The sequence below is a fragment of the Lederbergia citrea genome (genome assembly GCF_018343525.1).
In the GTDB taxonomy this organism is placed as follows: domain Bacteria; phylum Bacillota; class Bacilli; order Bacillales; family Bacillaceae_C; genus Lederbergia; species Lederbergia citrea.
On the sequence record NZ_JAGYPH010000002.1, the window covers coordinates 1,010,940 to 1,033,542 of the forward strand.

Below are 22,603 nucleotides of genomic sequence, written 5' to 3' on the forward strand. Positions count from 1 at the left end.
CTTGCATATCGAATGTAGAGTTTAAAATAATGAAAAGAGTTGATGAATTGATTATTAAACAACGAAAAATCCCAATAAAGATAAAAAAACTGGAAGCATTATTGAGGAGACTTCCGATGAGTCACTCCAAATGGAAAGAAGTCGTAGCAGAAGCTGCTAGAAGTTGGGCTGGATACAGAGGCGAGGAGTCTTTGGATTATTATTTGAGTTTTTTGCCTGATAAAGAGTACTTCATTTTCCACGATCTTAGGATTCCTTACAAAACCCATCACTTTCAAATGGATTTTTTAATCCAGACAAACTATTTCCTTCTAATCCTAGAAGTGAAAAACATTTCTGGCACGATAACATTTGATCCGGACTTAAATCAAATGATTAGGACTTTAAATGGAATTGAGGAAGCTTTTCCTGATCCCGTTCAACAGGTTAAACATCAACAATTTCAATTATCAAGTTTGCTGCAACAAAAGAAATACAAGAACGTTCCGATTGAATCTCTAGTGGTAATGGCAAATCCTTATTCATTGTTAAAAATGCCTGCTAAGAGGCCCGATTATTTACAAAAAGTAATTCGCAGCACACGTCTTCTTGAGAAGATACAATTCTTTCATAAAAAGCATAAAGACGAAAAATTGACGAGGTCTGAACTTCGTAAGATTTCTAAACTCCTTTTAATAAACGACACTCCGCACAATCCGAATATGCTTCAACGTTTCGAACTCTCCAAATCCGATATCCTCCCAGGCGTTTTCTGCGAAAAATGTTCCACTATGACAATGAGTAGAAGTAAAGGATCATGGGTTTGCAACCGTTGTTCTTATTCTTACAAAAACGCTCACCTGAATGCTCTCGAGGATTACTCTTTCTTAATAAACTCCACAATCTCCAATTCTGAAACAAGAAAATTTTTACAGCTATCCTCCAGTTCAGTAGCACAAAAGTTATTAAAAACATCGAATTTCACACCAACTGGTACTACAAAAGATAGGAGGTATCATCTATACTGTTAAACAGGATGGAAATATGAACCAATGATTAGGACGTGATTACAGATGAGGAGTACAATGAAATATTTGAAACCGTATTCACTGCAAATCGGAATGGTCGTCATACTAACGCTTGCAGGCATTATGCTTGAGTTACTTTTGCCGACGTTGATGGCGAATGTTGTGGATGTGGGAATTATGAACGGGGATATGCCCTATATAGTAAAAACTGGCGGTTGGATGGTTATCAGTGCCATAGCTGCGGTCCTTCTTACGGTGGCGGTCTCGTTTTTTGCATCGAAAGTGGCTTTAGGTTTTGGAAGAGATGTGAGGCGCAGTTTATTTGTTCACGTAGAAAATTTTTCCTTACAAACATTCGATAAAATAGGGACAGCCTCTCTTATTACGAGAACAACGAATGATGTTAAACAAGTGCAAGATGTTCTGAATATGATGCTTAGAATGATGACACGTGCGCCATTAATGCTAGTCGGCGGCATCATTTTGGCGGTTTCAAGAGATCCAGGCCTGTCACTAATATTTCTTGGTGCACTCCCAATTTTAGCACTACTCATTTTCCTTATTTCAAGAAAAGCAATCCCGCTTTTTGGCGCTTTGCAAAAAAAGACTGACCGATTGAATTTACTTGTCCGTGAAAATTTAACAGGCATTCGGGTAGTAAGGGCATTTAATCGGGTTGGATATGAAAAAGACCGCTTTAATATAGCAAATGAAGATTTCCGTGATACGGGCATAAAAGTGAATAAAATGATGGCTTTGCTTTTCCCCGTCATGATTATTGTTATGAACTTCACGAATATTGCCATTGTTTGGTTCGGAGCTGTAAGAATTGACCAAGGTTTGATGCAAGTCGGTAATTTAATGGCCTTTCTTCAGTACGCGATGATGATCTTATTCTCTTTAATTATGCTTTCAATGGGCTTTATTATGATTCCACGTGCGCAGGCATCTGTGAAAAGGATTAATGAAGTGCTGATGATGGAGCAGATCATAAAGGATCCGGAAAAAACGGAGAACGCAGTGGATAAGTATGGATTTGTCGAATTCCAAAACGTTACTTTTCGATATGAAGGTGCTGAAAAACCTGTTCTTACGAATATTTCTTTTCAGGCAAAGCCCGGTGAGACGACTGCAGTTATTGGCAGTACGGGTGCTGGAAAATCCACGCTGGTAAAGTTAATTCCACGTTTTTATGACGTAGAATCTGGAGCTGTTCTAATCGATGGAGTCGATGTCAGAACGATGTCCCAAAAAGCACTTAGAAACAAGATTGGTTATGTTCCACAAAAAGCTTCATTATTTAGTGGGACAATCGCTGAAAATATCCAATATGGAAAACAGACGGCAGGGGAAGATGAGATTTTGAAAGCTCTTGAAACTGCCCAAGCTATTGATTTTGTTTCTGAAAAAGAAGACGGGCTGCAGTCGAATATCGATCAAGGAGGCGCAAATTTATCTGGTGGCCAGAAGCAGAGGCTTGCTATTGCTCGTGCCCTCGTTAGAAAACCTGAAATCTATATTTTCGATGATAGTTTTTCAGCCCTTGATTATAAGACGGATGCAAGATTAAGATCAGCATTAAAACAGGAAACAGGCAATTCAACCATTATTATCGTGGCGCAGCGTGTCAACACCGTTATCCATGCTGACCAAATCATTGTTTTGAATGAAGGGACAATCGCAGGAGTTGGAACACACCGAGAATTATTGAGTGAAAATCGAATTTATCAGGAAATTGTTTCATCTCAAGCGACAGAGGAGGAAGGCGCATGAGTAAACAAAATCATCAAAGAAATAGGCCTTCTGCAAGGCGTGGAGGCGGTATGGGTGGGGGTGGGCCCCATGGAATGCATGGTGAGAAACCAAAAGAGTTCAAAAAAACGCTCTGGAGGCTGCTTGGATACTTAAAGCCACGTAAATATCAATTGATATTCGTTGCCATAGCAGCCATTTTCTCTACTTTATTCAATGTGATTACACCAAAATTATTAGGAAATGCAACAACATCGATTTTTTCCAGTGTTACATCAGGGTCAAATATCGACTTTCAATTTTTAAGCAAGCTTCTGATGATGCTTATTGGTTTATACGTGATCTCATCACTGTTTGCCTATATACAACAATACATAATGGCAGGAGTATCACAAAAAACAACTGCTGAAATTCGCAGTGCTGTAAACAATAAATTAACCCGTCTACCTTTACGATATTATGATCGGCACCCGCATGGCGACGTATTAAGCCGGGTTATCAATGATATCGATAATATTAACAACTCTTTGCAGCAAGCATTATCACAGTTGATTACATCTGTCATTTCGATTATAGGGACGATCGTCATGATGCTGATTATCAGTCCACTATTGACGCTTGTTGTATTGATTACTTTCCCATTAAGTGCCTTTGCAATTAAATTTGTCGCTTCTTTTTCACAAAAGCATTTTATTAATCAGCAGAGGGAATTGGGTGAAGTTAACGGCCATATTGAAGAAATGTTTTCCGGTCATCAAGTCATTAAAGCATTTGGACAGGAAGATGAAGCGATTGAAAAATTTGATGCCATCAATGACCGTCTTTATTATTCAGGTTGGAAAGCTCAATTTATTTCGGGAATCATGATGCCTTTGATGACATTTGTTGGTAACTTAGGCTTTGTATTTGTAAGTATCGGTGGCGGTATTCTCGTACTAAATGGCACAATTCGAATTGGTGATGTTCAGGCGTTCATTCAATATTCACAGCAACTTACTCATCCAATGGCTCAAGCGGCTGGAATTGCCAACATGATTCAAACAGCACTAGCTTCAGCAGAACGAGTTTTTGCATTGCTCGATGAAGAGGAAGAAATGCACGAAACACCAGCATCATTAGATGCGAAGCAGCTACAAGGTGGAATCACTTTTGAGCATGTCCGCTTCGGCTATAAACAAGGTGAGCCCGTGATCAAAGACTTAAATCTCGAAGTAAGCCCCGGGCAAACGATTGCCATTGTTGGTCCGACTGGGGCAGGAAAAACAACGATCATCAATTTGCTAATGAGGTTTTACGAGCTGGATGGCGGGAAGATTTTTATCGACGGAACAGATCTTACTGATTTATCCCGTGAACAGGTGCGATCGCTGTTTGCCATGGTACTTCAGGACACATGGCTCTTCAACGGCACTATCCGTGACAATATCGCATACGGTCGAGAAGGTGCAAGTGAAGAGGAGATTATTAAGGCAGCGAAAAGCGCTTTTGCCGATGACTTTATACGCACATTGCCCGACGGCTATGACACGATTTTAGGTGAAGATGCATCCAATATTTCGCAAGGACAGCGCCAATTGATGACGATTGCTAGAGCGATATTAGCTGATCCTAAAATTTTAATTTTGGACGAAGCAACGAGCAGCGTTGATACCCGGACAGAAATGAAAATTCAGCGTGCGATGAAAGTACTGATGGCAGGGCGTACAAGCTTTGTGATTGCACATAGGCTATCGACTATTCGGGATGCGGATGCGATTTTAGTCATGAATGACGGTGATATTATAGAAAAAGGTACACACGAGGAACTGATTAGGAAAAATGGATTTTATGCCGACTTGTATCAAAGTCAATTTTCGGCAAATGTTGGATAACGATTAAAAGCTGTTTATTCGGTTTAACATAGGGAACGATATTTGTATAAAAGTTAGGGGAGGTTCACATGGAAGATTTTATAGTGACGAGGGAAGTATTTGAACATTTGCCCCATGGTAAAATTCATTTTGAGCTGACGATTGAAGGAAAAGATTATGAAGGTCAATATCATTACGCTAATGGCAAGATAACTTGGTTCAATCCACAGCCAAAATCCGAAGATCATGATGCGTCAATAGACGCAGTTGAAAAAAAGATCAAAAAAATTATGATTAAACAAGATTATCCTCATTAATATTAAAGGGACAGGGTCATTTGAACCTGTCCCTTTTCTATGTGGGTTGTAAAGTATAATCTACCATCTCTAGCTCCAGCGCCTAGCCCTCGAGTCCTTCACTTTGCCGTTCTTCCATCCCAAGGCGTTTGTGCTTTTCTATAGATCAGGCAGCATTCGCCTTGCACTAATGAATAACCATGAACAAAGAACGAAAGGCATTGAGAGTGTCGGCAGTCCAAACGGCAATAGCCATGTATCAATACTAGCTGTAACAGGAACGGTAATAACTGCGGCAAGCAATCCAGCAAAAGGAATAGTTCGCTTATGTGGACTATATGTGAATCCAACAGCAATCACGGTTAGGATGGCATTATAACTATATAAACCCATATTAACCAATTTAATGTCAGCTCCAAGGCTATATGCAATTAGCCAAGCAGTCCCTGTTCCTAAAACTGTAAAGAGACCATATCTCCATCCCGCCCAAAATATCCCCGCTAAAATAAACACACCCGACCAAAAATAATCAAATAAGAACACTTCACTAATCCCTTTAAACAAGCCTTCAAACACTTCTGGCTGACCTTCAATCTCGAAATGCCAACTAGATAGGGATTGTGGAGATAAGTCAGGACTCAAATTGAAAGCTTTCAGACGGTAAGAAGATAGCAGTAAAAACCATGTAATCATAATAAAAGGAAAAGTAAGGACAGGTAAATTAAACGCCTTTCCTATTTCAATCAAACCAGCTGTAAGAATTGCTGCAGCTACGGCTCCTGTTATGGCGAGAAGCCAGCGAAGGTCGCCTTGCATAAATACCAATACGGCTACGCCGGTTAAAACAGAATTAAAGCCAAATATCCCTTTCCTCACCAAGATTTCATCGGCTCCTCCATAATAACCGATTAGTGTTCCAAGTAATGAAGATGCAAAGGCTATTAATGCTAGCTCTGGAGAATAAATCGCAATCCCAAATAAAATAATCATTCCGGAAACAGCATTTTCGATAAAGAGTACTTGGGAGATGCCTTTTAAGGCAGTGATTATAAATGAGGAATAATAATTACGTCCTAAAAAGGTTTCTAACGCATTCTGCAAACAAAACATCTCCTTATTTTTTCACTATCAACTCGATTTATAATTAATGTACCCCATTATCACATCAAAATATCATAAAGTCACTATTGACTTTTACTACCCGACGTGTACCAAAGATGCGTTAACATTGACAGAACGTGATTGAGCATTTAAAACTAGTAGTAGAAGACCTTTTGTTATCTTCTAATTTCATGTCTTTTCGCCAAGAATAATGCAGGGACCGCATATTTTTTAGTTGTTTAATTCCTTTGAAAATGGGAACACTTCTAAAGGTGCGCTTCGTGTATATTTTTAATTGGTTGAAATGACAAAAAATGGATAAAAGTTAGGAGGAACCAGTATGCATTTATTGCCACGCGAACAGGAAAAACTGATGATCGTCGTAGCAGCGGATTTGGCAAGGCGCCGGAAGGAAAGAGGGCTTAAGCTCAATCATCCGGAATCAGTCGCCCTTATTACATACGAACTCTTGGAAGGTGCAAGAGACGGGAAATCAGTTGCAGAACTGATGGAATATGGAGGAACGATTTTATCTGTAGATGATGTGATGGAAGGCGTAGCAGATATGATTGATGATATTCAAGTAGAGGCAACATTCCCGGATGGGGTCAAACTCGTAACGGTTCATAATCCGATTAGATGATGGGAGGTATATTGTACGATGAAACCTGGTGAGTATGTTTTGATGGATGAAGATATTATTTGTAATGAAGGAAAAGATGTAAAGAAGATATCAGTCATCAATAAAGGAGATCGTCCTGTTCAGGTCGGGTCTCATTTCCACTTTTATGAAGTAAATGAGGCTCTTGATTTTACCCGTGAGGATGCTTTCGGATTTCGCTTAAATGTTCCTGCAGGTTCAGCCGTCCGGTTCGAACCGGGTGACCCAAAGGAAGTTGAACTAGTGGCACTTGGCGGGGAGCGTAAAGTATACGGACTAAACGAAAAGACAGAAGGATCAGTTGATCGGAGGAATAAATAATGAGCTTTCGCATGTCTAGAAAACAATATACAGATTTGTACGGGCCAACAAAAGGAGATGCGGTTCGTCTTGCTGATACAGATCTTTTTATTGAAATAGAAGAAGACTATACATTGTATGGAGAAGAAGTATTGTTCGGAGGAGGAAAGGTGATCCGTGAAGGGATGGGGCAGCATCCACTCGCTACTCGCGGTGATGATATTCCTGATTTAGTTATTACAAATATTATCATTGTTGATTATACGGGGATTTATAAAGCTGACCTTGCTATTAGAGATGGGAAAATCTTCAAAATTGGCAAGGCTGGAAACCCTCTCATCATGGACAACATTGATATCGTCATTGGTGCTTCTACTGAAGTTATTGCAGGAGAAGGAAAAATCATAACGGCTGGGGCGATTGATACCCATGTCCATTTTATTAATCCTGATCAAGTCGAAACTGCATTGACAGCGGGAACGACAACATTAATAGGCGGCGGAACAGGTCCTGCTGAAGGATCTAAAGCAACAACGGTAACACCTGGTCCTTATCATATGCACCGCATGCTTGAAGCAGTTGAAGGTTTGCCAATTAACGTTGGTTTATTAGGAAAAGGTCATGCAGCTAATGAAGAACCTCTTGCTGAACAAATCGAAGCTGGTGCTATTGGATTGAAAGTCCATGAAGACTGGGGAGCAACTTACTCTTCCATTGATCGCTCTTTGGATGTTGCTGATAAATACGATGTTCAAGTTGCCTTGCATGCGGATACATTAAACGAGGGCGGATTTGTTGAAAATACAATGGCTGCATTGAAAGACAGGGTTATTCATTCCTTCCATACGGAGGGAGCTGGAGGAGGACATGCTCCAGACATCATTAAAGTTGCTAGTTATATGAATGTACTTCCAGCATCGACGAATCCTACGCTTCCATTTACTGTCAATACGGTAGACGAGCATTTGGACATGCTGATGGTGTGCCATCATTTAAATCCTGATATTCCTGAGGATGTAGCATTTGCCGATTCGCGGATTCGTTCAGAAACAATTGCCGCTGAAGACATTCTACAAGATATGGGCATTTTCAGTATGACGAGCTCTGATGCGCAAGCGATGGGCCGCGTTGGGGAAGTAACCATCCGAACTTGGCAAGTTGCTGACAAAATGAAGAAACAGCGCGGGAAATTGGCCGGTGACAATGGTGTCGGCGATAATAACCGTGTGAAACGCTACGTTGCCAAATTTACAATCAATCCTGCGATAGCGCACGGAATTGGTCATTATGTCGGATCGATTGAAGTTGGAAAAATTGCTGACCTTGTTATTTGGAGCCCGAAATTCTTTGGTGTAAAACCAGATATGGTGCTGAAAAGTGGAATGGTTGTAAATAGCGTTATGGGAGATCCGAATGCTTCCATACCAACACCGCAGCCATATATTTATCGCCCAATGTATGCTACCACTGGAAAAGCATTGTTTAAACATTCGATTACTTTCGTATCACAAGCTGCTTATAACGCTGGTATCAAGGAGAAACTTGGATTGGAAAAAGTAATTCTACCAGTACACGGCATCCGTAACTTGACGAAAAAAGATATGAAGCTTAATTCGGAAACGCCAGAAATTACGGTTGATCCACAAACATATGAAGTAAGGGTAAACGGAGAATTACTTACTTGTGATCCTGTCGAGACCGTACCTATGGCCCAGCGATACTTTTTATTTTAAGGAGTCAGATGAATGATTATTGAAGAAATCGTTACACATATAGATGAAATGGATAAGGATGTGCTTTCCAAATATCACAAGGAAAAAGTATATTTGGAAAGCAGTGACCTAGTAAAAAGAATTCAAAGAGTCACCACTGACCACGGCAAAGAGCTAGGTATTAGGTTAAAGGAAGCGCGTGACTTAGTTGCTGGTGACGTTTTATTTATGGATGATCATAATATGATCATTGTTGATGTTATGCCGGATGACCTTCTAATAATAAAGCCTCGGACAATCCAAGAAATGGGGAATATTGCCCATCAGCTTGGTAACCGCCATTTGCCTGCACAATTTGAAGGCAATGAAATGTTTGTTCAATACGATTATCTTGTTGAAGAACTCCTTCAAGAGCTTGGCATTCCATTTGAACGGGAAGAAAGAAAAGTAAAACAGGCATTCCGCCATATCGGGCATAGTCATGAATAACTATTTGCTAGCCCTATTCCAACTGACTGATTCGCAGCTGCCAACTGGAGCGTTCAGCCATTCCTATGGTTTGGAAACGTATATTCAAGAAGATAAAGTTGTGGATCCGGAAACGTTTAAGGCGTGGCTAAATATTTACTTGGAGGAACAGTTGAAATATACAGACGGCTTAGTAAGCCGTCTCGTATATGAAGCTATGGAGCGGGAGGATGTTGAAGAAATCTGGAAGCTGGACCGCATGATTACCGTGCAGAATCTTCCACGGGAAGTAAGGGAAGGCAGTTATAAAATGGGAGAACGAATGTTGAGTTTAGGATTATCACTCTATGATTTCCCTATACTTGCCAAATACAAGAATCGGATTGAGGACAATCAGTCGTTCGGACACCCAGCTATCGTTTTCACCATGATTGCATTTTGCTTGAAAGTGCCTAAAACAAGTGCTATTTCTGCCTATTTGTATTCCTGTGTGTCGGGGATTGTCCAAAACGCAGTTAGGGGAATTCCGCTTGGTCAGACGGCAGGTCAAAGAATTCTCAGAGATATTCAACCTTGGCTGTTAGAAACAGCAAAAGCCACGGAACAATTGTCGAAAGATGATTTTGGCATTACTGCACCTGGTATTGAAATATCACAAATGAAGCATGAACGATTAAATATTAGAATTTTTATGTCTTAATTAAAGGAGTGTTTACTATATGGAACCAATTAAAATTGGCGTAGGGGGACCCGTCGGAGCTGGTAAAACAATGCTCGTTGAAAAGCTTACCCGGGCTATGAAAGATGAGATTAGTATGGCGGTCGTAACAAATGATATTTATACAAAAGAGGATGCGAAGTACTTAATGAATCATGGTGTACTTCCTTCTGATAGAATCATTGGCGTTGAAACCGGTGGTTGCCCGCATACTGCCATCAGAGAAGATACTTCGATGAACACAGCTGCCATTGAAGATTTAAAAAAGCAGCATCAAGATCTTGAATTGATTTTTGTGGAAAGCGGCGGAGACAATCTAGCCGCGACGTTTAGCCCGGAACTTGTTGATTTTTCCATTTACATTATCGATGTTGCCCAAGGTGAAAAAATACCGCGAAAAGGCGGACAAGGTATGATCAAATCGGATCTATTCGTCATCAATAAAATTGATTTGGCCCCTTATGTTGGTGCAAGCCTTGATGTAATGGAATCAGACACAAAAGTTTTCCGCGGCAATAAACCATTTGTCTTCACCAATTTACAAGATAATACCGGCCTTGATGAAGTAATAGATTGGATTAAGAAGAACGCCCTGTTGGCAGGTCTCAATTAAGATGAATAATTGGACGGGGATTTTACGGTTATCCGTAGAAAATAAACAAGGTAAAACCGTACCGAAAAACGTCTTTTTCCAAGGGGCATTTAAAGTGATGCGCCCTCATTATCTTGATCAATCAGGACAGGCTACTTATTTTCTTATTAATCCTGGCGGTGGCTATGTGGACGGCGATACATACTGCATGGATATTACGGTTGAAGAAGAGGCAGAGCTGCTGCTAACAACCCAGTCATCTGCTAAAGTATATAGAACCCCACATGTCCCAGTAGTCCAAGAGACAGAATTTATTTTGAAAAAGAATAGTGTGCTTGAATACATCCCTGACCCGTTAATCGGCTATCAAGATGCACGTTATCTGCAGAAAAATATTATCCGTATGGAAAGTGGGGCAACGCTTGTCTATTGTGACATGTTGACCCCCGGGTGGTCACCAGAAGGAGACCTATTTAGCTATGAATTACTGCAGCTAAAAAATGAAATCTATTTGGATGATGAGCTAGTCGTATTTGATCATTTAAAACTAGCACCAGGCAGACAGAAAATAGAAGCTATCGGATTAATGGAAGGCTATACGCATTTGGGATCCATGATTGTTATTAGTGAGAAAATGACAGCTAGCTTCCTTGACGAACTGCATGCTGCACTGAAAGAAGTTTCTGGAGATAGCAAAATCGGTATCTCTGAGCTTTCCGTTCCCGGTTTTACTTTGAGAGTACTTGCTAATTCGACGCAAGCGATTGAGAAAATAATGATGGAGGCCCATCGACTAATTCGTGAGAAATGGTTGAATAAACAAGCTGTTTTCCTAAGAAAATATTAAATAACATTACAAACCCGTCGTGAAATGAAAATTTCCCGACGGGTTTTTCTATTTTAAAATGAATGGCTAAAATCCGGTAAAAACAACTAAAATCCATCAAAAACATTCACATCTTGATCACTATTGATTGTTTTTGACCTTTTATGATTGAAAACTTTTAATCTTCCACTTAAAATAGAGGTAAGAAGATAATTGCAGGGGTGATAACATTTGCTGACACCAGAGCGACATCGTTTAATTCTTCAAATATTAAAAGAAAAAGATACTGTTAAAATACACGAGCTTGTGGAAGTAACAAAGTCATCGGAATCAACCATTCGCCGCGACCTGACCCAGCTAGAAGAGGAGAATCAATTGAAGAGGGTGCACGGCGGGGCATCACACTTACAAGGAAAATTGTCTGAACCAAGTATGATGGAGAAATCAACTAAAAACCTCCATGCAAAACAGTTAATTGCCAGGTACGCTGCGAGTTTAGTGGATGCGGGCGATTGTATTTATCTTGATGCAGGTTCTACCACAACTGAAATGATCAAATTCCTCAATCATAGCAATTTAGTCGTTGTCACAAATGGTCTGATGCATATTGGAGCATTACTTGAAAAGGGGATATCAACCTTTATCATTGGCGGGCAAGCTAAGCCGGGAACAAATGCAGTCATCGGAAGAGGCGCATTGGTGAGTCTAGAACAATATCGTTTCGATAAATGTTTCTTAGGTGTGAACGGCATCCATCATGAAGCTGGATATACAACGCCAGATCAGGAAGAAGCCATGGTGAAGGTAAAAGCAGCTGCACTTTCTAATCGAAAATATGTGCTTGCTGACGAATCAAAGTTTGGTGAAATATCTTTTGCTAAAATGATCGATCTCCAGAAAGCGGTCATCATTACGAACAATCTTGAACAGGAAACTTTGCAACAATATCAAAATAAAACAACGATAAAGGTCGTGAACGGATGATTTATACACTTACCTTAAATCCATCAATAGACTACGTGGTGCAACTGGAGCCATTTCATATAGGAGAGTTAAACCGAATTCAATCAGAAACAAAGTTCCCAGGGGGAAAAGGAATTAATGTTTCAAGAGTTTTAAAAAGACTGGGCATAGATACCACCGCACTTGGATTTATTGGCGGTTTTACAGGATGTTACATCGAAGAGTATTTGCAAATCGAACATAACCAAACTGATTTTGTCAAAATCAAAGAGGATACACGCATCAATATTAAGTTAAATACGGGAAAAGAAACAGAGATAAATGCAAAGGGGCCGGAAATTACAACAGAAGAATATGAAGAGTTAAAAGCTAAAATTCGAGGATTGGAAAGCGGGGACTTTCTTATTTTATCTGGAAGTATACCAGCTTCGCTCCCCAATACAACGTATGAGGAACTTGTGCAAATTTGCAGTGAAAATGATGTTCAATTCATTGCCGATGCAGAAGGGGACTTGTTGAAAAATGTTCTGCCACATAAGCCGTTCTTGATCAAACCGAATCATCATGAACTTGGGGCACTATTTAATATTGAAATTCACTCTCCTGAGGAAGCGATTCCGTATGGCAAAAAGTTGATAGAAATGGGTGCTCAAAATGTGGTCGTTTCTATGGCTGACATGGGTGCAGTATTTATTAACAAGAAAAATGTCCTCGTTGCGACTGTCCCGTCTGGAGTATTAAAAAGCTCGGTTGGAGCAGGTGATTCTCTTGTGGCGGGCTTCCTAGCGCAGTTTTTGAAGACAGGAAAATATGAAGAAGCCTTTCGGTATGGTGTCGCATCAGGAAGTGCCACTGCTTTTTCAATCGAACTTTGTACAAAGGATCAAATAGAGGCACTCCTGCCGCAAGTAGTCATTAAACGAAAGGAAAATGGAGCATGAGAATTACACAACTATTAACTAAAGAGACAATCGTTCTATCAATGAAAAGTACGGATAAGCATGAGGCAATTGATGAACTTGTCAACCAGCTTGACCACGCTGGAAAATTGGCTGATCGCCACGAGTTTAAAAATAGCATTTTAAAAAGGGAAGAGCAAAGCACGACAGGAATCGGTGAAGGAATTGCGATTCCGCATGCTAAAACTACTGCGGTTCAAGAACCAGCGATTGCTTTTGGCAAGTCTGTCACTGGCATAGATTATGAATCATTGGATGGAAATCCTGCTCACTTATTTTTTATGATAGCAGCTACTGAAGGTGCCAATAACACCCACTTGGAAGCACTCGCACGTCTATCGACAATTTTAATGAAAGAAGAAGTTCGGGATATGCTTTTAAAAGCGGCATCTGAAGATGAAATCCTGCAGATTATAAATAACTATGATGAAGATGACGATCAAGAGGAAGTGGAAACGCCACCTATTAGCAAACGAGGCATCGTGGCTGTTACTGCCTGTCCGACAGGAATCGCTCATACGTATATGGCCGCTGATTCACTAAAAGCAAAAGCTGGGGAAATGGGCATTTCAATTAAAGTAGAAACAAATGGCTCTGGTGGTGCGAAAAACGTATTAACCGATGAAGATATTCAAAACGCAGCTTCCGTAATTATTTCTGCCGATACAAAGGTGGATACAAATCGTTTCATCGGTAAACATGTGATCAAAGTACCTGTTGCGGATGGAATTCGTCGACCACAGGAATTAATAGAAAAAGCTGTAAACCAAGATGCACCTGTATTTCAGGGAGATGGAGCTACTAAAGATGAATCGAAAGCGAATAGCGGTAAGAAATCTTATTTCTACCAGCATTTAATGAATGGTGTTTCTAATATGCTTCCGTTTGTTGTCGGAGGCGGAATCCTCATCGCCATTTCATTCATGTTCGGGATTCAATCATCTAATCCGGCAGATTCTTCCTACAATCAATTCGCTGCAGCCCTCAACACAATTGGCGGTGGAAATGCATTTGGCTTAATGATCCCAGTTCTTGCCGGATTCATTGCTATGAGCATTGCAGATCGGCCTGGGCTTGCCCCTGGAATGGTCGGCGGATTGATGGCATCGACAGGCCAGGCAGGTTTTCTAGGCGGATTAATTGCCGGGTTCCTTGCCGGATATATCGTATTACTGCTGAAAAAAATATTCTCAGGTTTACCTTCTTCACTTGAAGGCATTAAACCGGTTCTACTGTTTCCGCTTTTTGGTATCTTTTTTACGGGCATCATTATGATGTTTTTAATTATCGACCCTGTTAAAGCATTGAATACCGGTCTGACAAATTGGTTGAATGGATTTGGAACAAGCAATCTTGTATTAATGGGCTTAATCCTTGGAGGAATGATGGCTATTGATATGGGCGGTCCTATTAACAAAGCGGCTTTCACATTTGGGATTGCGATGATTGATGCGGGGAATTATGCGCCGCATGCCGCCATTATGGCAGGGGGAATGGTCCCACCGCTGGGGCTGGCATTAGCCACGACAATCTTTAAAAATAAATTTACGAAATCTGAAAAAGAAGCAGGGAAAACGAATTATATAATGGGTGCTACATTTATAACAGAAGGTGCCATTCCATTTGCTGCCGCAGATCCAGCGAGGGTGATTCCCTCCTTAGTGGCGGGGTCGGCTGTTGCCGGAGCATTATCTATGGTATTTAAAATTGGATTACCTGCGCCACACGGTGGCATCTTTGTCATACCAGTCATAGAAGGGAACATCATCCTTTATATTTTAGCCATTTTGGTAGGAGCAATAGTGACCGCCGTCATGGTCGGATTATTAAAAAAACCAGTTAAATAAAAACCAACAAACCCAGCAAGCATCGGTTTTAGCACCGGTGCTTTTTATCTTTGCTTTAACGTTAAATAGCTTTGTGAGCATATCCTCTAAAATTATGATGAATGAATATTTTATCTGAAAAAAACAAGAATTTTATGTTAAAATTTAACTAATACTAAATTTTCTAAATATAATTAAATAGTACTATCATCTTAGGGGGGAATGAGATGGAAAGAAATTACGAGACGAGACACATCTTTATGGCGATTGGGATATGTATAGCGCTCGCCTCACCATTTTTACTTATCTTTCTGCCCAATACGATCGCAAATATCGCACATCATACACCAGGAGTTTGGGACGTTTTTGTACCGAGAGAAAATTATATTGTCTATGGGATTGGCTTCCTGCTTCTATTTATAGCTGCGATGTTACTCTTTATATTAGATATTAGGAAGGTTCCCATCATCATAAGTACCGTTTTTGTATTATTAAGTGTTATTACTTTTTTCATAGCGTCACAATCTTATAAATCCTTATCAGATGATGCAATTTCATATAGTCCTCTTTTTTCAATAAGCGATCATATTTATTCTTGGGAGGAATTAGATAGAGTCATTTATCATCAAAATAAAGGATTTCCGGAATATGAATTTTTGTTTAATGATGGCAACCATATGAGGCTTTATCGAAATGCTTATTTCAATGAAATACAATCACTTTTTTATTATAAGTTGAAAGAAATAAACGTAAATATAGAGAGAAATGAATAAGATAATAAGTCGGAAAAATAAATGACTTTTACAACCCATGATACAAAAAAAGACCGGGAATTAAATCCCGGCCCTCAGTCACCCTTCGGATCAAGTGCATCACGCAAACCATCACCGACAAAGTTAAAGCAAAGTACTGTAATTAATATAAGCAATCCTGGAAAAGCAGGGTACCAAGGTGCTTTCTTCATAACTGTGAAGCTTTGTGCATCCTCAAGCATATTTCCCCAGCTTGGTGTAGGGGGTTGAATCCCAAGGCCTAAGTAGCTAAGTGCAGCTTCAGAAAGGATAACTCCGCCAATCAGCAAGGTTGCAGCAACGATAATTGGCCCCATAGCGTTCGGTAAAATATGACTGAAAATTATTTTTGACGGCCTCGTACCAATCGTTCGGGAAGCAAGAACAAATTCCCTGGACCTTAATGTCAAAAACTCTCCGCGTACAAGTCTGGCAGTACCTGTCCAAGAAGTGACAGCAAAAATAATGATTAGCTTATCAACACTTGGCTGAAAAATCGTAACGATTGTAATGAGCAAGAACAACGTAGGAATCGAAATGACTATATCAACAAATCGCATTAATATTGCATCAATAATTCCTCCGTAATAACCTGCTAGGGCACCAATCGTCGTTCCAATTACAAGTGCTCCTGCGACAGAAGCAAAGCCAACTAATAAAGAAATTCGTCCACCATATAGAAGGCGGGCAAAAATATCACGACCAAAGCGGTCGCTCCCCAACCAAAATTCTTTTCCAGGGGCGGCAAGCTTTTTTGCTAAACTCGTTTTATCAGGGTCCATTGGAGCAACCCATGGTGCAAAAACGCATAATAATATAATTATAATTAAGACAATTGCCCCAATAAGAGCAAGTTTATTCTTTGTGAATTTGCGGAAAAATATTTTTGTAAGAGTATCCGGTTTTTTTTGTAGATTGGGGTTTAATTCCAACTCATCAATTGTTGCATTTGAATTTATTTGTGCCATCTTAATCCCCCTTAATACTCAATCCGCGGATCAAAGATTGCATATAGAATATCCGCAAGTAAATTTCCAATTACAACGAAAATCGCTGAAATCACAGTCAACGCCATGATTACCGGATAATCACGAGTAAAGGCTGATTCAATAAACAGACGACCTATTCCAGGCCAAGTAAACACTGTTTCGGTAATAGCTGCTCCGCCAATGAAAGATGGAAGCATCAGTCCGAAAATCGTGATGATTGGAATCAATCCGTTTCGAAGTCCATGTTTTAAAACTACTTTGCCTTCTTTAAACCCTTTTGATTTTGCTGTCCTAATATAGTCTTGGTGAAGGACATCAAGCATACTTGAACGTGTATACCGTGTTAATGCAGCCATATCGGCAGTTGCAAGCACGAATGCGGGCATAATTAGATGATGTATTCGGTCCATAATACTAAATGGTGCATTAAGGGTGGCAACTCCACCTGTTGGGAACCAGCCGAGCTTTACACCGAAAAACATGATCATCATGAGACCAAGCCAAAAACTCGGGGTAGCAACACCAAGGAAAGATCCAACTGTAACCGTATAATCGAGTTTAGAATACGGACGCATGGAAGAAATGATACCTAAAGGTACCGCAATGAGGATGGCGAATAGTGTTGAAACACCCATAAGTAATAATGTATTCGGAAGACGATTCATAATCATTTCACTAACCGGTACACCACGTCTAATGAGCGAAGTTCCAAAGTCCCCTTTTGCCATTTGTCCAAGCCATTTTCCATACTGAACATGAATAGGGTCATTTAAGCCATATTTTTCTTCAAGTGCAATTTTATCCTCAGGCTTCATCTTAGGATCTATTAATAATGCTGTTGGTCCTCCGGGGGCCGCTTTAATTATGAAAAAAGATATAATTGTAATCCCAAGTAGTAGAGGGATGGCCATGAGTGACCGACGAATAATATATGAAATCATAGCCTTTTCTCCTTCCGTTCTTCCTAATCTATCGTCAATATGCGACATAAAGTGACATATTATCTTTCGGAGTTCATTAAAACTGACATGAAAAAAGGGGAAGCGGGTAACCCATTCCCCTTTTTCAATTACAAATTATTCTTTGTCTAACCACCATTTACTTGCATGGTAATTCGGATCTTTTGCATGGAACTCATATCCTTTAAGCTCAGCAGGCATAGCGCGGAACTCTGTTGGATAGTATAGGAACGTATACGGCTGATCTTCAGCCAAGCCTTGTTGGATCTTACCAATCATTTCTTTACGTTTGTCTTTGTCTCTTTCTTTCAGTTGCTCATCCATCAATTTATCTAGTTCAGGATTAGAATAACCGATGAAGTTTAAGCCTTCTTCAATTTCATTTGTGTGGAAAATACCACTTGGATCTGGGTCAATTCCCAAGCTCCAACCAAGTACAATTGCGTCAAAATTCCAAACGCCAGGGTCGATATCAGCGATTAAAGAACTGAACTCAACAATTTGTGGTTTTACTTCAATGCCAACTTCTTTAAGTTGTTCTTGAATAAGAACTGTGATGTCTTCACGAATTTTGTTACCTTGGTTTGTTTTTACTTCAAATGAGAATTTTTTGCCGTCTTTTTCAAGAATGCCATCAGCGCCTGGCTTCCATCCTGCATCAGCAAGCATTTTCTTCGCTTTTTCTACGTCATACTCAAATTTAGGTACATCAGGGTTATAAGCCCAGCTTAATGGACTTTCAGGCACGTCAGCAACTTCTCCGTTACCATCCATGATGTTCGCAACAATAGATTCACGATCGATTGCGTGTGTTAATGCTTGTCGAACTTCTTTGTCTTTGAATAAGTCATTTCTTAAGTTGTAACCGAAGAACGTGTAAGAAAGTGCGAGTCCTTCTTCAATTTTAATACCTGCAGCGTCAGAGAAATCTTTAACAGACTCAATTTCAGATCCTGGAATACCAGCCCAAAAATCGATGTCACGGTTTTGTAGTTGTGTCATCATTGCATCATTATCAGGAACAATTTTCATTGTAATTGAATCTAAATGTGGACGTCCACCGTAATAATCGTCAAAAGCTTCTACTTTAACATATTCTCCGTCTTTCCACTCAACAAATTTAAATGGACCAGAACCGATTGGGTTTTTCGTATTGAACTTATGCTCACCTAGGTCTTTAATAGGTACTTCGCCAAGAATATGTTTAGGAAGGATACCATAGCCAAATCCTTCAACAGGGAACTGAGCGTCAACTTGTTTCATATTGAATTGAATTGTTAAGTCATCAACTTTTTCAACACTTTTTAAATTTGCAAAAGTAGATTTACGTACTCCGTCATAATCTTTGCTCAACGGAATATTATAAGTGAATACAACGTCATCAGCAGTTAAAGGCTCGCCATCATGGAACTTGATGCCTTCACGAAGTTTGACAGTATAAGTTAGACCATCTTCAGACTCTTCGAATGTTTCAGCCATTCCATTGTCTGTTGTTGGATTAAATTCTAGATCAGAGCTTAGAAGGCTGTCATAAATAAAACCTTCGATTTCAGAGCTTGTTGCGTCACTTGAATAAAGACTGTTAAACATTGTAGGTGAACCTGATGAACCGATGATTAAATCTCCGCCATCGACTGGTTCACTGTTTTTTGCTGGTTCTTCTTCTTTTTTACCTGTGTCATTGTTCTTAGGCGTTTCATTCGCTGTTTCTTTCCCACCGCATGCAGCAAGGAACATAGACAGAACGAGCATCATGCTCACCAAAAGCCAAGCTGGTTTCTTCATTGTTTTCCCCCCATTAATTGTTTTCCATGGAAAAATTGTATACCTTCAAATGCTGAAAACATGAATCACCCCTTTCAAGTAATATATTTATGTTTAGCTTCAGCGCCTTAGGACTAGCAAACGGGGTGCTAAAGCTTTTCCTATGTCTTAATTAGATTGATATAAATGACAGGCAACATAATGTTCAGGTTTTACTTCTTGGAAAATTGGAACCTGCTTGCGGCAAATATCCATTGCAGCAGGGCAGCGTGTATGGAATACACAGCCTGTTGGCGGGTTAGCCGGGCTTGGAAGTTCACCTTTTAGAACGATTCGTTCCCGTTTAGCGGTACCTTTTTTCCTTGGAACCGGTACGGCGGAAAGTAATGCTTGTGTATATGGATGAAGCGGGTCGTCATACAAATCAGACTTTTTAGCCAATTCCATCATTTTTCCTAAGTACATTACACCGACACGATCACTAATATGGCGAACGATACTGAGGTCATGAGAGATGAAAATATAAGTTAAACCGAACTCTTCCTGCAAATCTTCCATCAAGTTGACGATTTGCGCTTGAATAGATACATCCAGTGCTGATACAGCTTCGTCTGCAATGATGAGTTCTGGATTTAATGCAAGTGCGCGAGCAATACCGATCCGTTGGCGCTGCCCCCCGGAAAATTCATGCGGATAACGATTAATAAAAGATGGATTAAATCCAACCCGATCCAAGAGGTCGGCCAATTTTTCCTCTCGGGTTTTACGATCATACATATTATGAGTAATCATTGGTTCACTTAAAATAGATTTCAATGTTTTCCGCGGATTCATCGATGCGTATGGATCTTGGAAAATCATTTGAATGTTTTTTCTTACTGAACGGCTTAATTCCCGCTCAGACATACGGGAAATGTCTCTACCTTTGAAAATAATATTTCCGTCCGTTGGTTCGTAAAGACGGATGAGCGTTCTGCCTGCAGTTGACTTTCCGCAACCAGATTCGCCAACGATCCCAAGTGTTTCGCCCTTTTTTACATGAAGAGAGATACCATCGACAGCTTTAACGTGACCAACGGTTTTTTGAAATATGCCTGCTTTAATTGGAAAGTGTTTTTTTAAATTATTTACCTCTAGCAAATATTCTGAATCTTTAGCGGTGACGAAATTATGTTGTTTCTCCATTGTTGTCGTCATGCTTTCGCCTCCTCTTTATCGTATAAAAAGCAGCGCACTGAACGTTCTCCGTCTACCGCCATTAAGCTTGGCACTTCCTCGAGACAGCGACCAAAAGCATGTGGACAACGAGGAGCAAAGCGACAACCTTTAGGAAAGTTTTCCGGTGATGGTACATTTCCTTGAATAGGTATTAAGCGGTCAGCATCTCCTTCAACGGAAGGAATAGATTCCATTAAGCCGACAGTATACGGATGAAGAGGTTCGTCGAAAAGCTGATCGACAGGCGCTTCTTCTACGACTTGTCCGCAATACATCACGAGTACTTTATCAGCAATGTCCGAAACGACACCCAAATCATGCGTAATAATAAGAATCGATGTGTCAAACTTATCACTAAGTTCTTTCATTAAATCCAATATTTGCGCTTGGATTGTAACGTCGAGTGCAGTTGTCGGTTCATCGGCAATCAGCAGCTTTGGATCACAGCTCATTGCCATTGCAATCATGACCCGCTGTCTCATTCCACCAGATAAACGGTGAGGGTAATCATTAATAATTTCCTCTGCGCGCGAAAAACCGACCATTTTTAATAAGTCAATTGCTTTTCTGGTCGCTTCTTTTTTAGACATTTTTTTATGATACATAAGCACTTCTCTAATTTGTTCCCCTATCGTCAACACAGGGTTTAGAGATGTCATTGGTTCTTGGAAAATCATTGAAATATCATTTCCGCGAACATGGCACATTTCCTCTTCCGATAATTTTACCAAATCGGTACCGTCAAATAATATTTCACCATCGACAATTTTTCCCGGTGGGCTCGGAATCAATTTCATGAGAGAGAGAGAAGTGATACTCTTTCCAGAGCCAGATTCACCAACAAGCGCGACAGTTTCACCTTTATTGATCTTAATATCAACGCCATCTACAGCGGGGATAACTTTTTTTCTATTGAAAAAATGCGTTTTTAAATTTTTGACTTCCAGCAAAGTTGCCAATCTATAGTCACCATCCTTGTTTCTAAACTATCTAAATAATTACGATATTAATAGATTGTATATTAAAAAAACGAAAATGTAAGCCTTTTAAAAGAAAAAGTACTATTTCAATATATTAAAATTTTCTGTAAAGGGGTCCATCTATATGTATAATATTACAGATTAATTACGAAAACAATAGCTTTTTTTGGCACTATTGGTATGACTTATACCTCTATTTGAACTTTTCTAATAAATTTTAATCGTGAATATTGAGAAAAAATAGTTGCTTAAATGTTTGCTTTTTTCGAATTGACTAAAATTTAGTGTGAAATCCAGCATTTCTTCCTAGATTATCATAATATTCAATAATATACTAATAAAATAACGAGTCTTTATTAGTATATTTGAATTAAAGTTTATAGTTAAAAGGATGGAGAACGATATGAATTGGATTTTGAAAACCTTTGATGAATTATCAACGACTGAATTATATGAAATTTGCCAGGAAAGAGTAAATGTTTTTGTTGTGGAACAGAATGGTCCTTATCCTGAATTAGATGGATATTGATATGATTTTACATTTAGAAAAGGCCGCTCTCGATTGAGAGCGGCCTTTCTTTATCCCGTACGTCTGCCTGATATGAGGTTGAAAATAAATACGATTACTGCTGCTACGAGCAAGATATGGATTAATCCACCGCCAACTTTAGTAATAAAGCCAAGCAACCATAGAACAACTAAAATACCAATTATCGTCCAAAGCATAATCAAAGTCCTTTCTTTTGCTGTATTTATTGCTTAACTATAAATTACCCATTAAGAAATAATTGAAACCTCTATCTTTTAAAAAGGTGAAACTTGGAAGGGGATTAACGAGAGTTTTTGATGAAAAGAAAAGGGGAATAGCAAG

General features: G+C 39.6%; 23 protein-coding genes. 16 read left to right on the top strand and 7 right to left on the bottom strand.

What is annotated here, in order from left to right; genetic code table 11:
- Positions 1–29 precede the first annotated feature (29 nt).
- The 4 genes from KHA88_RS13875 (at position 30) to KHA88_RS13890 (ending at position 4,926) form a co-directional block, all read left to right on the top strand.
- Entirely contained in the window at positions 30–1,010 is a 981-nt protein-coding gene (locus KHA88_RS13875; RefSeq protein WP_213108032.1) for a nuclease-related domain-containing protein, read from the top strand.
- Positions 1,011–1,052: 42 nt separating this feature from the next.
- Positions 1,053–2,780: an ABC transporter ATP-binding protein gene (locus tag KHA88_RS13880; protein ID WP_213098031.1), complete on the top strand. Its 1,728-nt coding sequence runs from the start codon at positions 1,053–1,055 to the stop codon at positions 2,778–2,780.
- Positions 2,777–4,630 carry an ABC transporter ATP-binding protein gene (locus KHA88_RS13885; RefSeq protein WP_213122237.1) on the top strand — a complete coding sequence of 618 codons (1,854 nt, stop codon included), beginning with the start codon at positions 2,777–2,779 and terminating at the stop codon, positions 4,628–4,630. Before KHA88_RS13880 ends, KHA88_RS13885 begins: the two co-directional genes overlap by 4 nt.
- Positions 4,631–4,698: 68 nt before the next feature.
- Positions 4,699–4,926, top strand: a complete 228-nt coding sequence (locus tag KHA88_RS13890; protein ID WP_213098029.1) for a hypothetical protein — start codon at positions 4,699–4,701, stop codon at positions 4,924–4,926.
- A gap of 138 nt (positions 4,927–5,064) precedes the next feature.
- On the opposite strand, the gene KHA88_RS13895 is transcribed toward KHA88_RS13890, so the two are convergent.
- Entirely contained in the window at positions 5,065–6,006 is a 942-nt protein-coding gene (locus KHA88_RS13895) for an urea transporter (RefSeq protein ID WP_213098028.1), read from the bottom strand.
- A gap of 340 nt (positions 6,007–6,346) precedes the next feature.
- Between KHA88_RS13895 and KHA88_RS13900 the strand changes: the two genes are divergently transcribed.
- From KHA88_RS13900 to KHA88_RS13950, 11 genes are all read left to right on the top strand, one after another.
- Positions 6,347–6,649: an urease subunit gamma gene (locus tag KHA88_RS13900; protein ID WP_213098027.1), complete on the top strand. Its 303-nt coding sequence runs from the start codon at positions 6,347–6,349 to the stop codon at positions 6,647–6,649.
- 18 nt (positions 6,650–6,667) lie between these two features.
- Complete coding sequence (locus KHA88_RS13905) at positions 6,668–6,988, top strand: urease subunit beta (RefSeq protein WP_213098026.1); 321 nt, start codon at positions 6,668–6,670, stop codon at positions 6,986–6,988.
- On the top strand, positions 6,988–8,700 hold the full coding sequence (gene ureC / locus KHA88_RS13910) for an urease subunit alpha (protein ID WP_213098025.1): 1,713 nt from the start codon (positions 6,988–6,990) through the stop codon (positions 8,698–8,700). The genes KHA88_RS13905 and ureC overlap by 1 nt, the downstream gene beginning before the upstream one ends.
- A gap of 12 nt (positions 8,701–8,712) precedes the next feature.
- A complete protein-coding gene (ureE, locus tag KHA88_RS13915) occupies positions 8,713–9,168 on the top strand; it encodes an urease accessory protein UreE (protein ID WP_213098024.1) in 456 nt (151 codons plus the stop codon).
- Entirely contained in the window at positions 9,161–9,847 is a 687-nt protein-coding gene (locus KHA88_RS13920) for an urease accessory protein UreF (RefSeq protein WP_213098023.1), read from the top strand. The genes ureE and KHA88_RS13920 overlap by 8 nt, the downstream gene beginning before the upstream one ends.
- A gap of 19 nt (positions 9,848–9,866) precedes the next feature.
- On the top strand, positions 9,867–10,478 hold the full coding sequence (gene ureG, locus KHA88_RS13925) for an urease accessory protein UreG (protein ID WP_213108034.1): 612 nt from the start codon (positions 9,867–9,869) through the stop codon (positions 10,476–10,478).
- Between the two features lies 1 nt (position 10,479).
- On the top strand, positions 10,480–11,304 hold the full coding sequence (locus KHA88_RS13930) for an urease accessory protein UreD (RefSeq protein ID WP_213122238.1): 825 nt from the start codon (positions 10,480–10,482) through the stop codon (positions 11,302–11,304).
- A gap of 210 nt (positions 11,305–11,514) precedes the next feature.
- Positions 11,515–12,267, top strand: a complete 753-nt coding sequence (locus tag KHA88_RS13935; protein ID WP_213098020.1) for a DeoR/GlpR family DNA-binding transcription regulator — start codon at positions 11,515–11,517, stop codon at positions 12,265–12,267.
- Complete coding sequence (gene pfkB / locus KHA88_RS13940; protein ID WP_213122239.1) at positions 12,264–13,187, top strand: 1-phosphofructokinase; 924 nt, start codon at positions 12,264–12,266, stop codon at positions 13,185–13,187. The genes KHA88_RS13935 and pfkB overlap by 4 nt, the downstream gene beginning before the upstream one ends.
- Positions 13,184–15,052, top strand: coding sequence for a PTS fructose transporter subunit IIABC (locus KHA88_RS13945; protein WP_213122240.1), 1,869 nt, complete (start codon positions 13,184–13,186; stop codon positions 15,050–15,052). The genes pfkB and KHA88_RS13945 overlap by 4 nt, the downstream gene beginning before the upstream one ends.
- A 206-nt stretch (positions 15,053–15,258) precedes the next feature.
- Positions 15,259–15,804 carry a hypothetical protein gene (locus KHA88_RS13950; protein ID WP_213098017.1) on the top strand — a complete coding sequence of 182 codons (546 nt, stop codon included), beginning with the start codon at positions 15,259–15,261 and terminating at the stop codon, positions 15,802–15,804.
- A gap of 74 nt (positions 15,805–15,878) precedes the next feature.
- On the opposite strand, the gene opp4C is transcribed toward KHA88_RS13950, so the two are convergent.
- The 5 genes from opp4C to KHA88_RS13975 form a co-directional block, all read right to left on the bottom strand.
- On the bottom strand, positions 15,879–16,790 hold the full coding sequence (gene opp4C, locus KHA88_RS13955) for an oligopeptide ABC transporter permease (RefSeq protein ID WP_213098016.1): 912 nt from the start codon (positions 16,788–16,790) through the stop codon (positions 15,879–15,881).
- Positions 16,791–16,801: 11 nt separating this feature from the next.
- Positions 16,802–17,752, bottom strand: coding sequence for an ABC transporter permease (locus tag KHA88_RS13960; RefSeq protein ID WP_213098015.1), 951 nt, complete (start codon positions 17,750–17,752; stop codon positions 16,802–16,804).
- A gap of 135 nt (positions 17,753–17,887) precedes the next feature.
- Positions 17,888–19,555: a peptide-binding protein gene (locus KHA88_RS13965; RefSeq protein WP_213098014.1), complete on the bottom strand. Its 1,668-nt coding sequence runs from the start codon at positions 19,553–19,555 to the stop codon at positions 17,888–17,890.
- A 147-nt stretch (positions 19,556–19,702) separates the two neighbouring features.
- Complete coding sequence (locus KHA88_RS13970; RefSeq protein ID WP_213098013.1) at positions 19,703–20,731, bottom strand: ABC transporter ATP-binding protein; 1,029 nt, start codon at positions 20,729–20,731, stop codon at positions 19,703–19,705.
- Complete coding sequence (locus KHA88_RS13975) at positions 20,728–21,711, bottom strand: ABC transporter ATP-binding protein (protein ID WP_213122241.1); 984 nt, start codon at positions 21,709–21,711, stop codon at positions 20,728–20,730. The genes KHA88_RS13970 and KHA88_RS13975 overlap by 4 nt, the downstream gene beginning before the upstream one ends.
- 424 nt (positions 21,712–22,135) lie before the next feature.
- Here KHA88_RS13975 and KHA88_RS21020 point away from each other — a divergent pair, with 424 nt between their 5' ends.
- Entirely contained in the window at positions 22,136–22,261 is a 126-nt protein-coding gene (locus KHA88_RS21020; protein WP_430413708.1) for a GNAT family N-acetyltransferase, read from the top strand.
- A gap of 50 nt (positions 22,262–22,311) precedes the next feature.
- On the opposite strand, the gene KHA88_RS13980 is transcribed toward KHA88_RS21020, so the two are convergent.
- On the bottom strand, positions 22,312–22,458 hold the full coding sequence (locus KHA88_RS13980) for a lmo0937 family membrane protein (RefSeq protein WP_213098011.1): 147 nt from the start codon (positions 22,456–22,458) through the stop codon (positions 22,312–22,314).
- Positions 22,459–22,603 lie beyond the last annotated feature (145 nt).

Bases quoted from the DNA above. Each gene is read 5' to 3' on its own strand.
- ureG (WP_213108034.1), top strand. From the start codon at position 9,867: ATGGAACCAATTAAAATTGGCGTAGGGGGACCCGTCGGAGCTGGTAAA.
- opp4C (WP_213098016.1), bottom strand. From the start codon at position 16,790: ATGGCACAAATAAATTCAAATGCAACAATTGATGAGTTGGAATTAAAC.
- KHA88_RS13885 (WP_213122237.1), top strand. From the start codon at position 2,777: ATGAGTAAACAAAATCATCAAAGAAATAGGCCTTCTGCAAGGCGTGGA.
- KHA88_RS13945 (WP_213122240.1), top strand. From the start codon at position 13,184: ATGAGAATTACACAACTATTAACTAAAGAGACAATCGTTCTATCAATG.
- ureE (WP_213098024.1), top strand. From the start codon at position 8,713: ATGATTATTGAAGAAATCGTTACACATATAGATGAAATGGATAAGGAT.
- KHA88_RS13980 (WP_213098011.1), bottom strand. From the start codon at position 22,458: ATGCTTTGGACGATAATTGGTATTTTAGTTGTTCTATGGTTGCTTGGC.
- KHA88_RS13970 (WP_213098013.1), bottom strand. From the start codon at position 20,731: ATGACGACAACAATGGAGAAACAACATAATTTCGTCACCGCTAAAGAT.
- KHA88_RS13900 (WP_213098027.1), top strand. From the start codon at position 6,347: ATGCATTTATTGCCACGCGAACAGGAAAAACTGATGATCGTCGTAGCA.
- KHA88_RS13930 (WP_213122238.1), top strand. From the start codon at position 10,480: ATGAATAATTGGACGGGGATTTTACGGTTATCCGTAGAAAATAAACAA.
- pfkB (WP_213122239.1), top strand. From the start codon at position 12,264: ATGATTTATACACTTACCTTAAATCCATCAATAGACTACGTGGTGCAA.
- KHA88_RS13965 (WP_213098014.1), bottom strand. From the start codon at position 19,555: ATGAAGAAACCAGCTTGGCTTTTGGTGAGCATGATGCTCGTTCTGTCT.
- KHA88_RS13950 (WP_213098017.1), top strand. From the start codon at position 15,259: ATGGAAAGAAATTACGAGACGAGACACATCTTTATGGCGATTGGGATA.
- KHA88_RS13880 (WP_213098031.1), top strand. From the start codon at position 1,053: ATGAGGAGTACAATGAAATATTTGAAACCGTATTCACTGCAAATCGGA.
- KHA88_RS13905 (WP_213098026.1), top strand. From the start codon at position 6,668: ATGAAACCTGGTGAGTATGTTTTGATGGATGAAGATATTATTTGTAAT.
- KHA88_RS13920 (WP_213098023.1), top strand. From the start codon at position 9,161: ATGAATAACTATTTGCTAGCCCTATTCCAACTGACTGATTCGCAGCTG.
- ureC (WP_213098025.1), top strand. From the start codon at position 6,988: ATGAGCTTTCGCATGTCTAGAAAACAATATACAGATTTGTACGGGCCA.
- KHA88_RS21020 (WP_430413708.1), top strand. From the start codon at position 22,136: ATGAATTGGATTTTGAAAACCTTTGATGAATTATCAACGACTGAATTA.
- KHA88_RS13890 (WP_213098029.1), top strand. From the start codon at position 4,699: ATGGAAGATTTTATAGTGACGAGGGAAGTATTTGAACATTTGCCCCAT.
- KHA88_RS13875 (WP_213108032.1), top strand. From the start codon at position 30: ATGAAAAGAGTTGATGAATTGATTATTAAACAACGAAAAATCCCAATA.
- KHA88_RS13960 (WP_213098015.1), bottom strand. From the start codon at position 17,752: ATGATTTCATATATTATTCGTCGGTCACTCATGGCCATCCCTCTACTA.